Annotated in this window: 24 protein-coding genes; 5 read left to right on the top strand and 19 right to left on the bottom strand. The window is 41.0% G+C overall.

Annotation, left to right across the window (positions count from 1 at the left end; translation table 11 throughout):
• Window positions 1-229: 229 nt before the first annotated feature.
• From ACE1B6_RS24155 to ACE1B6_RS24135, 5 genes are all read right to left on the bottom strand, one after another.
• On the bottom strand, window positions 230-637 hold the full coding sequence (locus ACE1B6_RS24155; protein ID WP_413259829.1) for a hypothetical protein: 408 nt from the start codon (window positions 635-637) through the stop codon (window positions 230-232).
• A gap of 75 nt (window positions 638-712) precedes the next feature.
• The gene (locus ACE1B6_RS24150; protein ID WP_413259828.1) at window positions 713-955 is read right to left on the bottom strand and encodes a hypothetical protein; all 243 of its coding nucleotides are present in this window, start codon (window positions 953-955) and stop codon (window positions 713-715) included.
• A gap of 73 nt (window positions 956-1,028) precedes the next feature.
• A complete protein-coding gene (locus tag ACE1B6_RS24145; RefSeq protein ID WP_413259827.1) occupies window positions 1,029-1,289 on the bottom strand; it encodes a hypothetical protein in 261 nt (86 codons plus the stop codon).
• 156 nt (window positions 1,290-1,445) lie between these two features.
• Window positions 1,446-1,688, bottom strand: coding sequence for a hypothetical protein (locus ACE1B6_RS24140; RefSeq protein WP_413259826.1), 243 nt, complete (start codon window positions 1,686-1,688; stop codon window positions 1,446-1,448).
• A 297-nt stretch (window positions 1,689-1,985) separates the two neighbouring features.
• On the bottom strand, window positions 1,986-2,276 hold the full coding sequence (locus ACE1B6_RS24135) for a hypothetical protein (protein WP_413259825.1): 291 nt from the start codon (window positions 2,274-2,276) through the stop codon (window positions 1,986-1,988).
• 154 nt (window positions 2,277-2,430) lie between these two features.
• Between ACE1B6_RS24135 and ACE1B6_RS24130 the strand changes: the two genes are divergently transcribed.
• On the top strand, window positions 2,431-2,826 hold the full coding sequence (locus ACE1B6_RS24130) for a hypothetical protein (RefSeq protein ID WP_413259824.1): 396 nt from the start codon (window positions 2,431-2,433) through the stop codon (window positions 2,824-2,826).
• Between the two features lie 97 nt (window positions 2,827-2,923).
• Here the strand turns inward: ACE1B6_RS24130 and ACE1B6_RS24125 are convergent, their stop codons facing one another.
• From ACE1B6_RS24125 to ACE1B6_RS24070, 12 genes are all read right to left on the bottom strand, one after another.
• Window positions 2,924-3,484, bottom strand: coding sequence for a hypothetical protein (locus ACE1B6_RS24125; RefSeq protein ID WP_413259823.1), 561 nt, complete (start codon window positions 3,482-3,484; stop codon window positions 2,924-2,926).
• Window positions 3,485-3,602: 118 nt separating this feature from the next.
• Window positions 3,603-4,247, bottom strand: coding sequence for a pentapeptide repeat-containing protein (locus ACE1B6_RS24120; protein ID WP_413259822.1), 645 nt, complete (start codon window positions 4,245-4,247; stop codon window positions 3,603-3,605).
• Window positions 4,232-5,083, bottom strand: a complete 852-nt coding sequence (locus ACE1B6_RS24115; RefSeq protein ID WP_413259821.1) for a hypothetical protein — start codon at window positions 5,081-5,083, stop codon at window positions 4,232-4,234. The genes ACE1B6_RS24120 and ACE1B6_RS24115 overlap by 16 nt, the downstream gene beginning before the upstream one ends.
• Before the next feature lie 57 nt (window positions 5,084-5,140).
• Window positions 5,141-5,563, bottom strand: a complete 423-nt coding sequence (locus ACE1B6_RS24110; RefSeq protein WP_413259820.1) for a hypothetical protein — start codon at window positions 5,561-5,563, stop codon at window positions 5,141-5,143.
• Window positions 5,564-5,754: 191 nt separating this feature from the next.
• Window positions 5,755-8,226, bottom strand: a complete 2,472-nt coding sequence (locus ACE1B6_RS24105) for a pentapeptide repeat-containing protein (protein WP_413259819.1) — start codon at window positions 8,224-8,226, stop codon at window positions 5,755-5,757.
• A gap of 315 nt (window positions 8,227-8,541) precedes the next feature.
• Window positions 8,542-10,119, bottom strand: coding sequence for a hypothetical protein (locus tag ACE1B6_RS24100; RefSeq protein ID WP_413259818.1), 1,578 nt, complete (start codon window positions 10,117-10,119; stop codon window positions 8,542-8,544).
• Between the two features lie 155 nt (window positions 10,120-10,274).
• Entirely contained in the window at window positions 10,275-11,318 is a 1,044-nt protein-coding gene (locus tag ACE1B6_RS24095; protein WP_413259817.1) for a PEP-CTERM sorting domain-containing protein, read from the bottom strand.
• 334 nt (window positions 11,319-11,652) lie between these two features.
• On the bottom strand, window positions 11,653-12,078 hold the full coding sequence (locus ACE1B6_RS24090) for a hypothetical protein (RefSeq protein WP_413259816.1): 426 nt from the start codon (window positions 12,076-12,078) through the stop codon (window positions 11,653-11,655).
• A 109-nt stretch (window positions 12,079-12,187) separates the two neighbouring features.
• Entirely contained in the window at window positions 12,188-12,742 is a 555-nt protein-coding gene (locus tag ACE1B6_RS24085; protein WP_413259815.1) for a hypothetical protein, read from the bottom strand.
• Between the two features lie 60 nt (window positions 12,743-12,802).
• On the bottom strand, window positions 12,803-13,372 hold the full coding sequence (locus ACE1B6_RS24080; protein ID WP_413259814.1) for a hypothetical protein: 570 nt from the start codon (window positions 13,370-13,372) through the stop codon (window positions 12,803-12,805).
• Between the two features lie 75 nt (window positions 13,373-13,447).
• Complete coding sequence (locus ACE1B6_RS24075; RefSeq protein WP_413259813.1) at window positions 13,448-14,017, bottom strand: hypothetical protein; 570 nt, start codon at window positions 14,015-14,017, stop codon at window positions 13,448-13,450.
• A gap of 94 nt (window positions 14,018-14,111) precedes the next feature.
• Window positions 14,112-14,318 carry a hypothetical protein gene (locus ACE1B6_RS24070; protein WP_413259812.1) on the bottom strand — a complete coding sequence of 69 codons (207 nt, stop codon included), beginning with the start codon at window positions 14,316-14,318 and terminating at the stop codon, window positions 14,112-14,114.
• Between the two features lie 118 nt (window positions 14,319-14,436).
• Between ACE1B6_RS24070 and ACE1B6_RS24065 the strand changes: the two genes are divergently transcribed.
• The 3 genes from ACE1B6_RS24065 to ACE1B6_RS24055 are packed head-to-tail and all read left to right on the top strand — an operon-like array spanning window position 14,437 to window position 15,545.
• A complete protein-coding gene (locus ACE1B6_RS24065) occupies window positions 14,437-14,808 on the top strand; it encodes a hypothetical protein (RefSeq protein ID WP_413259811.1) in 372 nt (123 codons plus the stop codon).
• 5 nt (window positions 14,809-14,813) lie between these two features.
• The gene (locus tag ACE1B6_RS24060; protein WP_413259810.1) at window positions 14,814-15,149 is read left to right on the top strand and encodes a hypothetical protein; all 336 of its coding nucleotides are present in this window, start codon (window positions 14,814-14,816) and stop codon (window positions 15,147-15,149) included.
• Window positions 15,150-15,152: 3 nt separating this feature from the next.
• On the top strand, window positions 15,153-15,545 hold the full coding sequence (locus ACE1B6_RS24055; protein ID WP_413259809.1) for a hypothetical protein: 393 nt from the start codon (window positions 15,153-15,155) through the stop codon (window positions 15,543-15,545).
• A gap of 945 nt (window positions 15,546-16,490) precedes the next feature.
• On the opposite strand, the gene ACE1B6_RS24050 is transcribed toward ACE1B6_RS24055, so the two are convergent.
• Window positions 16,491-17,507, bottom strand: a complete 1,017-nt coding sequence (locus ACE1B6_RS24050) for a phage major capsid protein (protein WP_413259808.1) — start codon at window positions 17,505-17,507, stop codon at window positions 16,491-16,493.
• A 351-nt stretch (window positions 17,508-17,858) separates the two neighbouring features.
• Here ACE1B6_RS24050 and ACE1B6_RS24045 point away from each other — a divergent pair, with 351 nt between their 5' ends.
• Window positions 17,859-18,347: an HMG-box domain-containing protein gene (locus ACE1B6_RS24045; RefSeq protein WP_413259807.1), complete on the top strand. Its 489-nt coding sequence runs from the start codon at window positions 17,859-17,861 to the stop codon at window positions 18,345-18,347.
• A gap of 142 nt (window positions 18,348-18,489) precedes the next feature.
• Here the strand turns inward: ACE1B6_RS24045 and ACE1B6_RS24040 are convergent, their stop codons facing one another.
• Window positions 18,490-19,110, bottom strand: coding sequence for a hypothetical protein (locus tag ACE1B6_RS24040; RefSeq protein ID WP_413259806.1), 621 nt, complete (start codon window positions 19,108-19,110; stop codon window positions 18,490-18,492).
• Between the last annotated feature and the right edge of the window lie 105 nt (window positions 19,111-19,215).

Genomic DNA, 19,215 nt, shown 5'->3' with positions numbered 1-19,215 from the left:
CTTGGGTCTGTCCACCCTAATACTAAAGTTATTACTAACATCCTCATAGACTGTTTTACACTTGGTACAAGTTTTACTCATCTGTCTACCGTTAAACATCCTGTTATGTCATTATCATTACACAGGTTAACCTACTTTGTCTACAAGTGAAAAAGAAAAACCCGGTAAGTATAAGTACTCATCGGGTCTTCATAGGTTGTTATCTGGTTAGTAAATGGTCAATATTTGGTCAGTAAGCGGTTAAAGTGTCGATGTATTGTTCATATAGATCTTTAGCCTGTTCCGATCGCATCTCTGCATAGGCTAGTAACTCAGACCATTCATCAACATTACCCGTATCACCTTCTTCTTCATCCTCAAAAGGTAACTCATTTTCTAGTTCCCACTCGCAAGGGTCTAAAGTATCCGGTACAGGTTCAAAGTTATTAAAAAGCCAGTCACAGATAGCCTTTTGTACTGCGTCTGATACTTCTTTGGTATCGATAGTTAACTTAGTTCCATCGTTTAAGGTCACTTGAAAAACTTCTACATCAACCCAAAACCGATCGCTATCCTCCCAGTCAATATCTTTAATGTCGCTTTCTGCGATCGGGTGTTCGGTAAGGTTGTAATGCTCATTACTGGTTACGGTTGTCATTGCTTTAAGTCCTTTGGTTAATGTCTTGGTTATGTGCTGACATTTTTTGTTAACTAACTATGTCAACTAGTTAAGTTAAACTACTAGCCAGTCCCCTAGAGCTTCTTCTAAGTCGCTGGAAACATCGAAAATAGGTAGCCAGTACTCTTCCCCGCTTTCCATATCGATAGAAATACCAGGGGCTTTATGAAACGGTAAACCTTTGCTTTGAAATAACCAGGATACTTCGGTTATTTGGTCTAGCTGTAATACCGTCCCGTCTTCCATTTCTACTACTGTCCAGTCTGGGTTATGTTTGTGGGTTGTTGTTGCGGTCATGGGTTTAAGCTTTTAGTTATGACTTGAGTTTTATTAGTTAACTTGCTATGTTAACCAGTGTAACTGGAAGCTTTTACCAGATATCTAGATCGGGATCGATATCCTCTAGATCATCTTCTTCATCGCCTAACAACATATCAACTTCTTCCCATTCATCCTCAGTAAGGTAAAACTCTTCTGTGTTGGTATCATCGGGTATTTCTTCATCTTTCCAAAGTGGGTAGAAAAAGCCACAGATAAAGTTAAAAGGTGTTTTTGGTTTACCTTGCCAGTTAATAGCTTTGATACTGTGCAGGTTAAGGTACTGATGCAACAGTAAGTTATCTATCGCCATAGCTTTAGTTAATGTCTTGGTGTCCTTGGTTATGCCCTTATTATAATACTAGTTAACATAGTAGGTCAACATATAAAACAATAAAGTCAATAGTCTAACAAAAGAAAAACCCCAGTAAAACCGGGGCATTTTGCAAAACCAAGGATATTCTAAAAACTACACACCTACCCAAGCGGCTAAAGCTTTCTCAGCATCAGGATCTAAGTCGAAAGAATGGACGGCGATCTCTGTACCATCCATCAGGTAAATGAACATTTCAAGCGCGTCCCAATAGCTCACACCCTCATATTTTCCATCCCAGTAGATATCGGAAATACGATCTATGTCGATGTCTTGCCCATAAACGCAAATGTCTTTGATATCCAAACCATTGATGTCGATCGCTGTTGCTGTAGCCATTGCTTTACATCCTGCTGAGACTTTCTTTAGCCTAAAGCAGGTAAACAAACTATGTAAACCAGTGTACTAGGCTTTAAAAGTCACTTTATCCAGTCTTCTATATTTTCCTCAGTTGAGTTAGCTTCCTCATGAAGTTCGTTTATTATCTCAATAACTTCTACGATCTGCCATAGATGTTGCTTCCAGATGTTGAGGTAGGCTGATGTGAGTTTACCGCCACAGGACGCTATCAAGGCTTTTTTAAGTTCATATAGAGTAAACCTACGACCTTCTAAGGTGTAGTAGACTTCGTTAGTTTTACTGGCTATTTCTACCGAGAACTCGAAAAAAGCTCAACGCTTGCCCTAGTTCTATTAAGTCTTCTCCATCCAACTCTAAAGCTTCATCTTTAGACATCTTGGGTAAGGCTAAAAGAGCAATGGTAGAAGCCATGATCTCGACATTGGTAATGTCTTCTGTCTTTGATGCTTTTTCGATCGCAGCAAGGTCTTTACCTTTTGGCGGTCTGAGGCTAACGTTAGCGCCGGATACTGGCAAAACTATATTAATATTCCCTTTTTCATCTGCTAAATATTTGGGTTTATCCATTACTGTAAAGTATCACTAGTTTAAAAAACTTTCCTAAAACTACTCTGTAAAACTATTAGTAAACCTACAGCATAGTGATGACGTAAAGAAAGAACTTTATACATTAATGCCTAGCAACTTAAAACCGACCTATCAGAAGCAGTATTTGGTAACAATGGCTGGTCAAGAGGGTTATTTTACTAGATGCACCTCTCCCAGAGAACGTAGGGACTCTGTGGACTATAACGATGGGGTTACTGGTACTACTTACAAACATTTAGGCTTTACTAGTCGTGAAAATGTGACCTTATCTAAACCTTTCGATCCGGCAAAAGATAAGGCTCTTATTGAGTTTTATAGAAAGCAAGTAGCAGAAGGGGGAGAAACTTTTAACGTTAGTATTCAACCTGTAACAGTTGACTTACAAGGTAAACCGATCGATGGAGCAGGTACTTTTATTCTGAACGAGTGCCAGTTTGCGGGGGCTAACTTTCCCGAAACCGATCGCATGGGTAATAATATGTCAATGCTTGAGTTTGAGATCGTTTTTAATACTTGGACTTACCAATAATAGAAACTAGTCTACTGGTTTACAAACTAGAAATACCCAACATAAAACCCCTGGAACTATCCAAGGGTTTTTTAATAAGTTATTGTCAAAAAACTAGTTAACTGGTTATTTCAGCATAAGCTTTTTTCAAGATGTCTAAATGTTCGGGTCTATAGCCTTTTGCCTTGTTAGCAAACTTTCCAGATGCAATGGTACGAATAACAGTTCTAGGTTTTAAACCTGTCTCTTCCTGATACTTTTTGGACACCGCCGCCGCTAACCGATGCTTTTCGGACTTGTCCAAGTTTAAACCTTCAGACTCTAACCATTCGTTGAGAGTTACCAGTTGAGCCGGGGGGTAGTTATCAGTAGGTTCTGCTTTTTTCAGATAGTTAGCGATACCTGCTTTATTGTCCAGCGTCCGATAAACGTCAACCGCTTCTTTGCAGCCTTCATGTAACACGCCTAAGATATGCCCTTCTTCTGTTGTGTCTGTTTCTAGCCGTTGACCTTGCTGGATAGCCTGACGGCATACGGGGCATTTGTATTTTTGCAGTTTAAGCTGTGGTTCTATTTCATTGGGAAATACTAAAGCAGCGATCGCCTCAGCGTGTCGATCTTCTTCTACCTCAGTCCGATCGATCGCTTCTGCCTGTTGGTTAATAACTTCGGTTTCCATAGTTAATGTCTTTTGTCTTATCCCTTGCCTTGTCTCTTTATTTTAACGCAGGTTTACTAGTTATGTATACCAGCTAAAACTTTCTCTATTACTTTTTCAAATAAGATGGCTGGAAATGTTAAAAATCTCTGTGATATCGCTTATATTCCTCTAACTCGTCTTCCTCTAACCAAGATTCGCTTTTAATTAACTGTGCAAAACTAAGACCAGCCGCTCCAGCAAGCGCCGTTCCTGCCAATCCGAGTCCAGCTATCTGCTGATTACTTTCAAGTTTCGGATTAAGCAGAACAGCAAGTCCAATTACTCCACCAATAATTGCTAAACATAGAGGAGTTAAAGCGCGAATTGTTTTCATTTGTAACTCCGTATTATTTATGCTTTGTTGATGAATCTTAGAGAGACTTTTTACAATACCACTCAGGTCAACATCACTCAGGTTAGCATCACTCAGATTAGCATGAAACAGGTTGGCACCTACGATGTTGGCACCACTCAGATTGGCACCACTGAGATCTGAATTACTTAGATTAGTATTACTTAAATTAGTACCGCTAAGGTTGGAATTACTTAGATTAGCACCGCTCAGATTTGCACCACTCAAATCATCGTTGCTGAGATCCTCTCCACTAAGATCTGCTCCGATATAATCCTCAGCCAAACTCAACCCCGCAATCTTTGCAAGCTTTGAAAGTTTACCTGTAGGCTCGTTATCAATCGCTTCTAGAAGTGCTACAAATTTTTCAGGAGTTAATGGCTGGGACATAATTTTAATTTAACCTTACCCACATAATCTTTCAATTTTGGTTCTATATATTTTAAAAATGCAGCTATCTTAGTTTCCTTTCTTTTTTTATTTTCATCTACCGTATCTAGAAAATTTACAACAATATCTTGTCTGTTAATATCAACTTTAAAAATTGCTTCGATAAAATCATTATTCTGTAAATCAACATTGGTTACTAAATGTCCACCTTCAAGCTTTCCTTCTAATATGTCCTTTCCTGCCAGAGGTTTAAATACCCATTTAGGCAATTTATTAGTCCCAACTGGCTCAGCATTCCAATAATCTGATAGTAGTGTTTTACGATTTTCCAAAGGTATACTAGTTCTGTCAAGATTCAAGTATAGCTCTCCACGTTTTATTCCGAATCTAACAGTTACATTTTTTGAATTTCTCCAGGGAGTTACAGGGAAAGAAAAAGATTCTCTAGCTTCATTAAAAGTGATTGTTAGTTTAACAAGCACATTTTTATAATTAATCTTTTCCTCTTCCTTACAAAAATGAAGTAATTCAAAAAATACCAATTCTCCGTTATATTTGTGTTCTTCAGAAAAAACAGAGATCACTTCCAACTTTTTCGTAAATTCTTGTAGACTTTTTTGATTACTACTAAAGTCATCATTCCGATTATAGCTTATGCTTAGATTTCCAACAAAATTTGCATTTTCTATGCGAGAATTACTCAAATCACCTACACCAAAATTTCCGTTTTGCTTGTAATAATTGTTTTGAGTCGCATCGATCTCATTATTAGTTTTATCAATTTTATTAGTTTCAGTTTTCTTAAGACCCTGTGGGAATTTTTGTGTATCATCCATTATCCATTCCTGATAAAGTTGTTAAATCCTGAAAAAGCGATCGTATACTGAAGTACATCAACGTTCAGCCTTCCCCGTTTCTTGTAAATCTTGCAAAGCAGCTATCACAAAACTAGCAGCAGGATGGTCAAGTGCTGACTCTAAAGCAGAAACACCACCTGCTTTTAAAGCACTCATTATCCGTGCCAACATGGTAGGGTTACTTTCTATTTGCTTCATGGCTTCAGTTGCGATCGCCATTTTACTAGCAGTAGTATCAGTCGAGTAAGACTTGTCTAGCTGTTCCAATAACTGCTGAATTTCCTTAGCAGCTTCAGCTAAGTTTCGTTGTTCGGCTTCATTAATGACACCAGCAACTTTTGCATTTCCTTTGATTGTGCCACCACTCATGTGACCGATGCCGAAATTTCCGCTCTGTACGTAGGAACTAGCTTTGCCTAAGTCAGTCTTGCCTGGGTCAGTCTCCTTATTGTGCGTCATGGCTGTCTTTACTTTATGAAGGAATTAAATTATTTATAGCCTAATTTTTTTTAACTTGTTGCCACCTTTTGTGTGGTTTTGAGTGAAATTAACGTAGCAAGCATAAGAGAATTTACACTCACTTTTGATTACAGTATGCACCAAGTTGTGTTCAAATTCTTCTGACAAGCTATAAACTTGATACTTACTTTTTATATTGCTTCCAAGTCTGACTTCTTTACTAAGACAGGTGTTAATTCCTCTGAAATACCTGCTAATCCGATGGCAACGCAGCCAGACTGGTACGCATCTTCAAAGGATCGCCCTGCACCTAGAGCATCGTAAAACCCCACTGCAAATTTAATCGCTGCTTTATCATCAATTGCCCGATTCATACCTACAACATAGCTAATGTGTTTGGCGATCTCCTTTGCCTGTACTTCAGTGTAACAACCGTTAAGAACAATACACTCCACTTGATCTGTAAACAGTTTAAACAATCTCGATAAGGCTTGTCCATCAACTAACTTTGCTTGCCCAGTTTCATCTTCAAATATCAAACCGTCATCACCCGTACCATGCCCACAGAAATGAACGATTTGGGGATTGTGATCCAGCATTGCCCTCTGAATGTCCCCAGGTCGCACCGCCCAACTCTGCTCTAAGACAAACTGATCGCGGTTATTAGCTCGTTTTAGCCCTTCATCGATTTCACGCACTTCCTCATTCAAGCGTAGTTGTGCCATACCTTTGGGATTGGCTGCTAAAATCAAAATCTTTCGCTTGCTCTCGTCTTTGTGAACCACATCTTCATTAACTGCACCTTCATTAATCGCACCAGCAATTTTTGCATTTCCTCCAATGATGCCACCGCTCATTTGACCGATGCCAAAGTTACCACTTTGATTGTAAATATCGCCTCTATTATCTGACATAGTACCTCCTTGATTGTGATAGTTTTCTGCATAAAAGCTAGGTTTCTGTAAAGCAGTTTTTAGCATATTTTCTAAACTGATAATTCGATTATCTTTTTCGGCTAATCTAGCTTTTAATTCTTGATTTAATGCTCTAATTTCGTTGTATTTATCAAAATATTCACTGCTCAACTCAGAACGATTTGCAGTGGGAGAAGTTGCTAAACGGAGTAGGACATTACCAGCGCCACGTTTTTCAATTGCTACAATTTCTAACTCTGCATCTGGGTGATTTTCTGCTAACTGTTTAAATGCAATTGCTATGGCACGGGGGTCAACATTTTGGTTGTGGTAGAGGTCAAGAGTATCAACAATTGGTTTAATAAAATTACCAAACTCACCATCAGCAAAAATTTCTTTATGGTTATCTGGTTTACGAAATGGATCGGGGTTATGTGTTGTGGGCAGTCGCATATAAACATATTTGCACCTTACACCGTCGAACTTTGTTCCCCTCGTAATTCCCCAATCTTCAATATATGCGCCAGTGAGAGTAGCGCCAGTTAAATCAGTTTTATCTAACTGCGTTTGTACTAGTTTTGCTCTAGATAAATCGGCATCTTGCAAATTAGCTTGGCTTAAATCCGCACCTTGAAAGCTGGCATCGGCGAGATTGGCAGCTTGTAAGTTGACTCCTCGCAAGTCCAGACGGTCGAAGTTTTTTTCTTGTCCTGTGATCACTTGTCCTGTGATCAGTAGTTGTCGTACTTCTGCTTTTTCCAAATAACTTGTTCCCGGAAGAACGAGGTCAAGCTTTTTGGTTTCGCGCCAACGAGTGCGAAACAGAATAGCCTTTCGGAAGTCGGTATTTTTGAGCGTGGCAGCAGTTAAGTCTGCATCAGTTAAGTCTGCACTACGGAAGCTTGTACCACCTGTAGCAGCAAAGGCAATGGCAGCAGTGCGAATCCAAGCATCTCTTTTGTCTCCAGTTAAAGCACGCCAGCCAATGTAAGCACTAAATATTGTTAAGACGACGGCTAAGACGACGGCAAAGGTAAAGGCTCTGGCGACGGCTCCAGCTAAGGCTAAGGCGACGGCTCTGGCTCTGCCTTCGGCGACGGCGAAGGCAACGGCAAAGGCAAAGGCGACGGCAAAGACAAAGGCAAAGACTCCAGCAAAGGCTCCAGCTAAGGCTCCGGCTAAGGCTCCGACTTCGGTTCCGGCAAAGGCTCTGGCGACGGCTCCAACTAAGGCAAAGGCAAAGGTGACGGCTCCAGCTAAGGCAAAGGTGAAGGCTTTGTCTCCTTTGGCGACGGCTCCGGCTCCGTCTCCGTCTTTGGCGAAGGCTCCAAAGCCTGCTAGGATTTCATTGCGGATACTGATAATCAAGAAGATCAACAGCAACAGTGTAATCAACGAAACTACTCCAGTAACAAGGTTCTGAGAGTCGTTTTTAGGGGGGATTGATGCTACCAAACAGCTAAGAAACGCTAAAAAAACACCCGATACTGCTGCTAACAACCATGTACCGATCAATAACCCAACAGCCCAACGGCGTTGCAATCCAGCCTTCGCACCTTTAAATTTGGAATCTTTCAGAATAGCTTTGGTAAAGTCTGTGCCTCGAATATCCGCTTCGCTGAAGTCTGCACCGCTCAAGTTTTTCTCCTTGAATGACTGACCTCGAAGGTTCAGACGGCGGAAATCTCTTTCACCTGCTGCATATCGCTCAAGAACCTTTTTAGCTGTCATCCGGTTATTGGTGAGCATAAACTATACTTCTCGTTGGGCAAGGGCAGAAGGTAGGAGCTAGAAGAGGAGTTACTATCCGAACCCCTCTGTTAATCAGATAGGTTCCATTTCTGCTATATTATGCACTCATCAATGCTATGTCTATGCGTACTGGTTAAAGCATTATTAATCAGTTTTCAACTTTTATACAGTTTAGCTTCAGCCATTGGATTACTTAACCAAAGCTGTGTCGGTGTATGGACAATGCTATAACTCGGCTGCAACAAACCAAAAGTTCCGAAAGTTTTTGGGTACTTTATGGGTATAAATGTTGGCAACCAGCGTCATAAAAAGTTATCGGCTTATTGTTGCACCACCACCGTTAGGGTTAGCTGTTGCTGGTTGGGAAGACTTAGCAGACTGAGGGTTAACTTCGGGGTTGTTGACTGGAGAACGATCGCCCGATGAAGCAACCTCAGCAAGTACAGTACCAAGCGAAACCCTTGATAGTCTGATGTTTAGTACCTCCATTACTGGTGATGGTTTGGCTAAAACATCTAAGTTAACTTGACCGTTTTCTAAGTCAATAGCGGGGTTGTTGGTCAGGTCACAGATGCAAAGGTAGGCATCGTCAGGAGTAGCACCAAATAACGCACCAGCCAAGCGCAACCTTTCACAGAACTGTACAGCAGTTTGCTTGATGCGACCGAAAAGCACGCCTAAACCATCTACTGAGCTAAAGATGATCGAGTCAAAAGCACCACGTAACGATCCGGCTAAAACGTTCATGATAACTCTAGTGCTGACAAAGCGGTAATAGGGGTTATTGCTGACAGTTCTAGCGCCGTAGATAACCCTTCCCCGTCCTGCTGAGAGATGTCTACCGCAGTTAACGCCCACAGGGTTTAACGAGCTTTGGATCTTGTCTGTTACCTTGTAACTGATGTCTTTTACACCATAAACCGGAAAAGCTGTACCAGCCGGGGGTTCTCTAAAACCTTGGTCACGATAGCGCCGTAAAGCTACCCCAACAACAGACGCACTCATCGGGACTAAGTTATCTCTGGCATCTACCCAATAAGGGAAGTAAAAAGCTAAGTGACCTCTAGGAGACTGTAACCCGTTTCTTTCCTGAATGGCTAAGTTAACTGCACCTGCTGAGGTTGTCTGGGTGGCTACATCTTGCCCACAGTCTGCGATCGCAACCCAATAATAGCTAGGGTCGGATGCTAAAGACTCCATTGTATTAGCCAGTACGTTTCGATCTGCCATACTGGTAAAGTTTTGGAAAAACTCAGGAGCAATGATAAAGCCTTGTTTCATTTCCGGCTCAAAAGCTGAGTTAATGGTGTCTACCACGTCCCAAACTACCGGATAACTCGGTTTAGCCTGAATAGTACCTAGCGCGATATTTGCTGATGCCACTGACGCTAAACCACTGGCAAAACGTAACTCGCCTGTAGCGTCCCCAGTCCGTCTAGCAGTCATAACGTGACTAGCATTTTTATTAACTAGGTCTACCAGGTTTCTCACGATACTATCTGGGGTATCGCCTGTAACTGCTCTGTAGGTGACATCATAGCCGGGGGTGTCTACGGTGATAGTGTAGTATTCATCAGGTGTTGCTGTAGCTACGGTAAAGGTACGAGTTGCTTTAGTCGCAACGTTTACAAAGTAGAAACCTAAACCAGAGCGTTGAGCAAAGAATAACGCCACACTATTAGTAGAGGCTGAAGTACCAAACTGGTTATAAAAGTCATCTGTAGACTGGACAAGCGCCGGGACACCTACCGGGGCATCTACTTTAGAGCTAAACCCAAGCATATAAACTGTGCTATGGGTAGCAATACCAGCCGGAAACGCCCCAAAAGTATCTTCTGTGACGTAAACGCCTGGTACTGACCTATCTAAAATACTGTTTATTAGCGCCATATTTTATTTATCTATGTTTCACTAGCACTAAGTTGTTAAGTGCTTCTGGTTTAGTGAGTGCGATCGCTCTCTTCTCTGGCTGCAAACTGTTTACAACAGAAACACGCCCTAGATAGACTTTGGCAATTTCTAAGGCGTTGGTTTTGGTGATTAAGTTATAGCTCGTTCCTTTCTGTGCAGTTTCTTCGCTTCGATAAAAAAGCAAAACCTAATCCAACCAAGCCCACAAAACTCAATGGAGAAGTAGGCTCTGGTACTTTATTTACAGGTGGTGAGTAAAAATAGGTTTTACCACTAGCTGAGGTGTAGCTGACCCCATCCAATAACGGAGTTAAGTAATAGTTAGCAGTGTGGGAAGCATCTGCAATTGATCGATCAAATTCATAAGGCTTATTTGGAAAGGAAGCATAAGCCTCAGCAGAAGCACCAAGCCACAATTGCCCTTGGATTATAGAAAGCTCACCCACTGGTAGATAGGCTATTGTTGTTACTTCCGTGATGTTGGAGGGAAAGAAGTTGGTATCAAAAATATGAAGATCAGAAATGGATGAATGTGACAAATCTCTCTCATGTACAGACAAATTCGCATAAACAGAGGCTTGTGTATTACCTTCGTAACGTCCACTCGCGCTAACAAAGCGATCAAGATACAACCTGACCTCAAAAGGAATTTTTGCTCCTGGTAAGTGACTATTTGATGTTACTGTGATCGTGTCACCCCATCCTAAATACACCATAGCGTTACCCCTAGCATCTAATCCTCCATCGTCAGTAGCAATTGCTAAAGCTGAAGCTTCAGCTTTACCCTTTAAGGTTCCCAATCCTAACACTGTCTCAATAGACGCAGACCCACTAGCACTCCCGTATGATTCGCTCCTTAAGAAAGAATCTGCTATTTCTAGGCCACTAACGGAAGCAGATATGCGTGTATCTGGTACAGAGTGAACAAACTCTGGAGAAAAAGAGGAACCTGAAATATGTGCGTTCCAAAACGCAAGATAGGATTGGCAAGCAGGATCATCAATACATCCAAAGCCAGTAAAAGATGCAGCTTGAGCAGGGGTGGGTAGTGCAGCACCAATGCCGCAAGTTACCATTAGAGCTAAACCATTGAATATAGTAGTTTTGTGTGCTGCATAGGAAAAGTTCTTAGCTGACTCGGAAATAGACCTGACAAACCGGATTGCTTTAGTAAACATAAAAATGAATCACAAAAATTGCGTAGTAAATTTATCATCTAATCTACGTAATTTCCTGGATAAATGGTGAATATTTTACTAAGTCTAAATAATATTTAACTTTAAGTAAATTTACTTAAGAAGCGGTAACATCTCACAAAGATGTACAGTTAAGGATTGCTCTCGTTCTGCTGTAACCACTCCCCCTCCCAAGCAACCTAATATTAGAGTTTTTCACTAGTACTAAACTAAGTTATTCAGTGATACCTAGTTCAACGTTTTTTTTTACTAATAAGAAAACCCTGTTTTTACCAGGGTTTTACTTTCATATTTGGTTGTTATTAAGTTAACTAGGTTATAGCCCAAAACCTTGATACTGTAAGAACGCTAAGGCATAGGGAACTTTATAGACATTCACCACAGGTACAAGGCCGCAATAGTCAATAATAGAAACTGGGGAACCATACCAGTTAAAAAACTCAGCAGACAACAACAAGTTATGAGCTTCAGCCATTGACATTCTTAGATAGTGGGAGATGTTAAATAAAGAAACAAACTCGCCATCAAAAAGCTTACTTACTTTGAAGTCTACAGGCAAGGAAAGTGCTAGAACGTCACCGCCCGATCGAGTGTAACCATTCTGAAAAACTTCTCGCATTTCCTGAGTTAAATACCATCCTGTACTAGGGGCTGCTACTGATGTATGACTGTTGTTTTCAAAAATAATGGATAAGTGAGGCTGTTTAGAAGCTTCCTTATTAACTAAGTAAGTGGTCTGCATTTGGTTGAGTCCTTAATGTCTTGGTTGTTTTCGTTCGATACTTTGATGATAACGCTAGTTGACCTCTTTGTATTAATAAGTATGTTAACTAGTGTTTTATTTAACAAAACTACAAAACAACAGGCTTTACTGGCTGTTTCATGGGCTGAACTTGCGACAAGTAGTAATATTGCCCGATCGCCTCTAGTTTCTCCAGCATTGAAATATCGAGGTTAGTTGCTGAATACTCGCTTAAGCTGTAGTAACCTTTATCAGTCCAAACCAGATCAACCCAGTTGATAGATAAGCCTATTTCATCGTAGAAAGCGATCGCCTCCTCAATATTGCCGATGGCTGTGTAAGAAGCTTTTTCGTATCCTTTATCGATTAAATAGTTCCAAAACTCCAGAATACGTACAGTTTCCCAACTATTGACCAAATAGTTAGCCTTATCTACGTTTTTCTCAGGAAATGACCTCTCTGCCATATCCAGAAAATGATCGTAGGCAACCTCGATCGCCTCAAAAACTTTTATCAGCTTGTCTCGATCTGGCGTGTCATAGCCTAAACCGTCTGGTAATAGCCTTAACTCTTTCTTAAGCGCCGCCGCCGCTTCCTGTATGCTTTCCGGGTATCTGTCGAGTAATGCTTTACTGATGGCTGCTGTAGTGTTTCGGCTTAACATGGTTTTCCTTAATACTTAACTGGTTATTATGGCTAGTTAACTAGTCTAACAAAAGGTTTACTAAGCTTTCTGACGCTGGCGAGTTTGCTTTAAGTAATAAAACTTGCCTTGAGACTCAAGCCGTTCTGAATGATGCCGATCGGGGTTTACTTCTTCTTCCCAGACATCCCAAGGTTTATATTGAGAGTCATTCTCATCCCAGTAGACATAAGACCAGTCGATCGACATCCCTAACTCAGTCCACCAGCCGATCACCTGTGCGATCGCAGCTTTCAATATCGCCTGTTGAAACGTATTTACATCTATACACCTCAAAAAGTTGTTATCTATCAGTAAATATCGCCAGTATTCGAGAATGCGATATACAGCCTCATAACGCTTGAGGTAGTTGGCTTTTTCTACGGTTGTCTCTGGTACTTCTTCTAAAGCATTCTTAGCGCCGGATACCATATCATAAGCAGTTTTCAAGGCAGTAAGGTCATCTGTGAGAACTTTCTTGGACTTGAGATCGGAGAACATCATCTCGGTTGGTAGTATCCGGCTGCATCTCTGTGATGCTTCGGCTAAGTCTCTGTACATCCCAGCGCCTAAAGCTTTATCAATGAGGTCTAGCTGTTTCTCGGTTAGCATCGGTTAATGTCTCGGTTTCTGAACCATACCCTAATACTAACACTAGTTAACCAGTATTGTCAACTAGTTTATAAGTTATTCTGGTTTAGTTTTGTAGAAGATGTAGTCTAAATGTTTGTGTACTCTGTCCCCATCTAGATCCCATCTAAACAAGGCTACTCGCAACTTCTTAAAGTCGATCGGTATAATAACTTCTTCAGCCTCAGCAACCCAACTCAACTGGAACTGCCAAGAAAGCTGTATTACCCAGTCTTCTGTCGAGTCCGTTGCCTCATTCACCGATACAGGGCGATCGACTCTTACCAGTCTAAGGTCAATAAGATCGGCAATATCACCCCATTCTGTAGCTATCCAGATAGATAAAGTGCTGTGTATGCCTTCTAGCTGGTCAATTGGTAACTGTTGGTAAAGCCCGTTTGGATAACGAAACACCATATAAAACTGCTGAGTACCAGAACCAACTAAAACGCCCGTGTCGTCTGTCGTATAGTTTACGTCAGTTAGTGGAGGTAAAAACGCCTGAGTCATTCCGGGCATATCCGGCGCTTCTAAATACCAGCCGTCAGCACTGGGAACCACAGCAGAAGCACCAGTTTTATTTTGCAGCCATCGTAAAAACCCTTTTCGCCAGTCCGATAACTTCATCTTTAAAATATTTCTTTTCGGTATATCCCTAAATGGTAAAAAGCCGTGAGTTTTACCCCACAGCTAAACAGGTTATGTTATACTTGCTAGTTAACTAGTTAATAACGCAGGCTAAACACCAGTAAGTATGTTCATCTGCCCATTTAAAGTACCCGTATTGGTGCATTCTGTCCAAGTCCAAACTATCAAACCGGATCTGTCCTTCTTCAAAGACTTGATAAGCGCCCATTTTATTGTTTACCAATACGTAGCGGTGTTTAATAGCAGTTTTGCTTTGTTGGTTAGCTGTAGCGGTAGTCATGGTTAAAACCTTTTTGGTTAATGTCTTGGTATACTTTTATTTTAGCTAGTTAACCTGCATTGTCAACTAGTAAATCCTAAGTATAACAGCTTATTGTTAGGAACTATTTTTAAAGACTATGCAGGACAGCGCCGGAAAAACTATTTCATATCACCTTGGCTATCCAGACGATAACTTAGAGCCAACAACCTCAACATCTAGACAACCATTGGTACTTAGCATTATGGAAAATATTAATGCTGTAGAAAATGCTTTAAACTCAGCAGTCTTAGACTCTATGGCTTTACAAGTGGGAGATCTCAAAGTGGACTATGCTACCCACATCTCGCAACTGAAAAACCAGGGGACTATGCTACTTATTCAACTTTCTAAGCTAACGGGTCTACCGATCGCCTTTGACAAGTTCCAACTTAGCACGGGGAATACCGGGGGCAATGGTGGGAACGGGTCAGTATATGGTCAGTCTTTGGTTATCCAGTCTTATTGGTAAATAGTATGGACGTACAAATAACAGTAACTTTCTCAGGAAAACTATTTATTGCCAACGTTGATCAGGCGATCGCCCGTGCAGGTCAAAAGGTACAACGCCCTTTAGTTTCCCTGGTACAGTCCAAGACACCGAAGCGATCGGGGCATCTGGCTAGTCAATGGTTGTCTCAGTTGTCTGGTAATAGTCTGAGCGTAACTAACCTTACTAAATATGCTCCCTTCGTAGAATACGGAACTAAGCGGTTTAAAGGCAGAGAGATGCTAACCAAGTCCGTCCCTGAAATGGTCGATCGATATCAAAAGGCGATCGCAGATGAACTAAAAGCAGAGTTGGGAGGTTAAGCAGTGGACAATAACACAGTTGTAGGTAGGATGGCAAAGGTTAAAGCGCGGTTGATGAGTATACCCGATCGCTTAGGAGTGCCTAACTTCCATCATGTAGTAGTTCAGCTTGGTAATACACAGGTAGACCTTGGACGTTTACCAGTTCTCAGCATCGATCTAGATGACACCCGCCGCTACTTATCGGCTCAAGTCGAAACATCCCCAGACGACCTACAAATAACAAATATCCCCAGACTACACGATGAGAACTTGCTGCAACGCGGGGCATACATGGTAAACCCTACCCTTGACAGTAGCGATCGTTGGGTAGGTGTCAGGCATACTCTGATCTATCTGGACAAGTCTGGAACGCTGGACTATAAAGCTTTAGTCAGAAAGCAGGGGACTAAGTAGCTGTATATTTACATAACAGGTAAAAATATGTTAGTTGATATCGTTTTTAATATGTAAGTTAATAAGGAACTTTACACCCCTGATTTATTCCTTGACAGGTCTATAAGCTAGTTCTATCAAGGGTTTCACCTTTCTGGATATCGAAAATGATCTAAAATGTTCAAACTTGCCTTATAGTAAAAATGTCCTGATACTGAGGAATAAATAAGCGGTTTTTCTATAACCGCCTATTTAGTAACAAATACTACCTAAAGTTTAGACAATGGGGGTTGTCTAAGCTCACAGTGTAGCGTTGCTAAAGGTTTATTCTTTAGTGTCTTACTTGTAGACAAAAAGGCAAATAAAATATGAACGGACAGCTAGTGCTGATCAGTGTTAAGGACTGGTTAGCTACTAAGGGGATAACTCTACCTGTTAGCAAGTTACGAGCTTTAGGTAGGGAAGTTGCATCGTTGTATAAACACGACCGAGTAGATAAACCTTTAAAAGTAAAAAAGGTTTGTGTATACGATGTAGTGAAAGACAACGGTATCTTAGAAAAGGCTTTAACTACGTTCCTATGTTTGTAAAGGAATAGTTAGTTAAAGACAAGGCAGTTAGCTTAACAAGCTGGCTGCTTTTCTTTCCTTTGTTATCCCATCAACACCTAATGGCATCTAAGCTTATTTTGTTCTCCTTATTTACTCCTCTCCTGTGTACATCTTTGATCTATACAGGCTTATAGCTTTGCTCTTATTTAACTGAATTAGGAGCAAATCCATTTGCTCTTAGCTTACATCGGTAAGAGCAGACTTGTAAAGTCTTTTGATATAAAAGCGCATCGCTTTTACAATGCGTTTTACAATCCTATAATGCCTAAGTCTGGCTAACTCTGAGCGTGCTATAAGTTAAAACCCCTTGGATACTTCCAAAGGGTTAGTTAACAAGTCTTTAGTCAAAAACTTACTAGCTTAAGTTGCGGATGGCTTGTACAGCTTTTCTGTTCTTGACCTGCAACTGTGGGATAACGAATAACTCGAAACGGTGTACAGCACTATTATTTGATGGCAACTTGGATAGATGGACATTTAAGCCCATTGTTTTAGACGAGATGATCCGGCTATCATCATCGGGGTCATCTACCTTAGTGCTGACATCAAAGCTATAGAGGAAGATCTCATCTAAGTTAAGCGTGGCGAACTGACCAGCCGGACACATCGGGTCTTCTACGATCGGTAGACCATTGTAGTAACGAGCGCCGTGTCCCAAGTCTACAGCAGGCTGTTTCTTATCATCTACCATCTTGGTAACAGATGAGCCTCCAGCGATCGTGTCAAAGAGCTTAGTATAGTTTTTAGCTGCACTAGGAGAAGTAACTACTGAGTTGTAGTAGGTTTCTCGGTTGACGATCGCTTCTTCATAGTCCAGTAACAGATCGCGGGTTAAGGCTCTGGGAGTGGCGTTAGTTAGTGCTACAGCTTGCCATTCAGGATAAGCAGCCGGATCGACACCAGCATAAGCGAAAGTAGCATCCATCACCTTATTAAGACCTACTACATTACCAGTTGCAGGCGTACCATCGCCTACCCAGATAACACGGTTGATCTCACGTAGGATATGAGTCAAGCCAGAGCGGATATGAGCGCCAAACAAGTCTTTGAGATCGTCGGGGGCTAAGGTAGCAGCTTCTCTTAGTGCCACGCGGGAAACACTAAACTGATGCTTGATGCGATGGGAACCGATAAAAAGCTTGGCTGGTACAGTGACATCTGTTGCAGTATTAGCGCCGTCTTGGTCTGTACTTTCCCAAGCTACACCACCACCACCCGCTAAAGCATCCCAGTCTAAAGTAGTCTTGGTAGCTGTCTTGATCGATCCATTTTCGTAAAGGTTGGCGAGTGTTCTAGCTCCAACTAACCTTAGATCGACTACTGTATCTTCTACAACCCTATTAAGAGCTTCTAAAGGAGTTAATGAACTCATTTGTAATAACTTTTTGTATTAGTTTTGTCATCACTAATACGTAAAGCCATTTTTGTAATGTCATCTCTTTGGCTATAATCTAAACTAGCATAGGTTAACCAGCCTTGTCAGCTAGTAAATAGATACTTATTTTAACAACAAGCGATGAACTATTTATAAAGTGCTTATGAACTTTAAGCGCGTAGCTTTAAGTTTTAATGAAGGTAGGTATTAAAAAGTACTTTGCGATCGAGACAGTAAATAAAACAAGTTAGGCGATACTACTTAAGATAGAAATAGTGCCATCACTAGTACACTAGTGCTAGTTTAGTAGTGTAAATAACAGTTTCCGCCAAACTAGTGATAGTGAGTATGAGCCTTGAAAATGAGGTAAACCAGATAAAAAACAGCAATCCTGGTGTAAGAAACGCGATTTTAGCAGACTGGCTCTACCAGAGATGGGAATACTTAAACGCAGAGGATAAAGAAGAGTTAGCCGATAGTATTGGGTTACATATCCCCTGGTGGGAACTGCATTATTCAGAACAGGGTTATCTGTATTTTTACGGTTACTCTGACCTAAACGATTGTCTTTTACCTGTATTAGAACGTTTGGAACAAGTAGGTAAATACTACTACCTAAGACAACTTAAGTCTTTATTGCATAACGCCCTTACATCTATTGATGAGGTGGCAAATATGCACTTGGAACAGGTAAGAGCATGGCTAAAAACTTATTTCGAGGTAGGTGTTAGTATTCCGGGCGGTATTGACATAAGTCATATAAACCTTGACAGCGCCAAACGAGTTTTAATAAACGTCCTCAGCTACATTCACCTTTACCCAGTCGAAAAGCCTTAAGACAATAGCCAGTTATTTATAAGCATCTACTAAAGCATCTACCAAAACGTTTAAAACCAACTATTTAAGAACAGATAATGAAAAGCCCTTGGTAACTATTACCAGGGGTTATTTTCATAGTTATTGAGTTTTTCCTAGTTAACTAGTGAACAGCACATAACTCTACTATTTCTTGCTCATAAAAGGCGATCGCATCTTGCTTACTCTTCAGTGTTTCTGGTTTGTAATATTTGCTGTTCATCTGCATATCACGTCTGAGGTTTTTTAAAGATAGCTTGGCTATTGCTGCTCTTTCCTCATCGGGTTTACTCTTGACCTCTTCCCAAAACTCAGGTTTTTGACCGCGATCGTACAGGTCTGTTAAGTAGTTCAGACGTTCCAATGTAACTCGCCTGTTTTCCTCATGCTGTTCTGCGGTGACAGTTTCCCCGTTAGCTTCCTTAATAGAGCGTTCCAAGTCTGCTTTAAAAGTTGCTGAGTAGAGGTTAAGCGCCCGTTTATCTCCCAGTTGTACTCTATAGTCGAGGTAGTCTGATATAGTTTCTACTGTGTAAGCAGTAGCAGCTTTGTTAAACCTACCGACTGTCACAGGTAAAGTTTTAACTTCTTTTTCTTGTTTGGCTAACCACTCAATAGCATTTTTTCGAGTAGCACCGATCGCTTGAGCAAAAGCGTTGATAGTAGTCCATGCTTTACCGTCTTCTGTTAGGAAACCCTCTAACTCAATACCAGCAAACTTAAATGGTACTTGCTTGTATACCATGTTTACCTACTTGGTGTACCTGTTACTCTTCTAATATAACAAGCTAGTTTATAACTTGCCAAAATAATAAAAATAATGACGAAAAATGTAGGTTTCAGCACCGAT

Source organism: Floridaenema fluviatile BLCC-F154, from assembly GCF_041929135.1.
Taxonomy (GTDB): domain Bacteria; phylum Cyanobacteriota; class Cyanobacteriia; order Cyanobacteriales; family Aerosakkonemataceae; genus Floridanema; species Floridanema fluviatile.
Note: the sequence above shows the minus strand (reverse complement) of the source record. Positions and strands in the feature narration are given on the sequence as shown.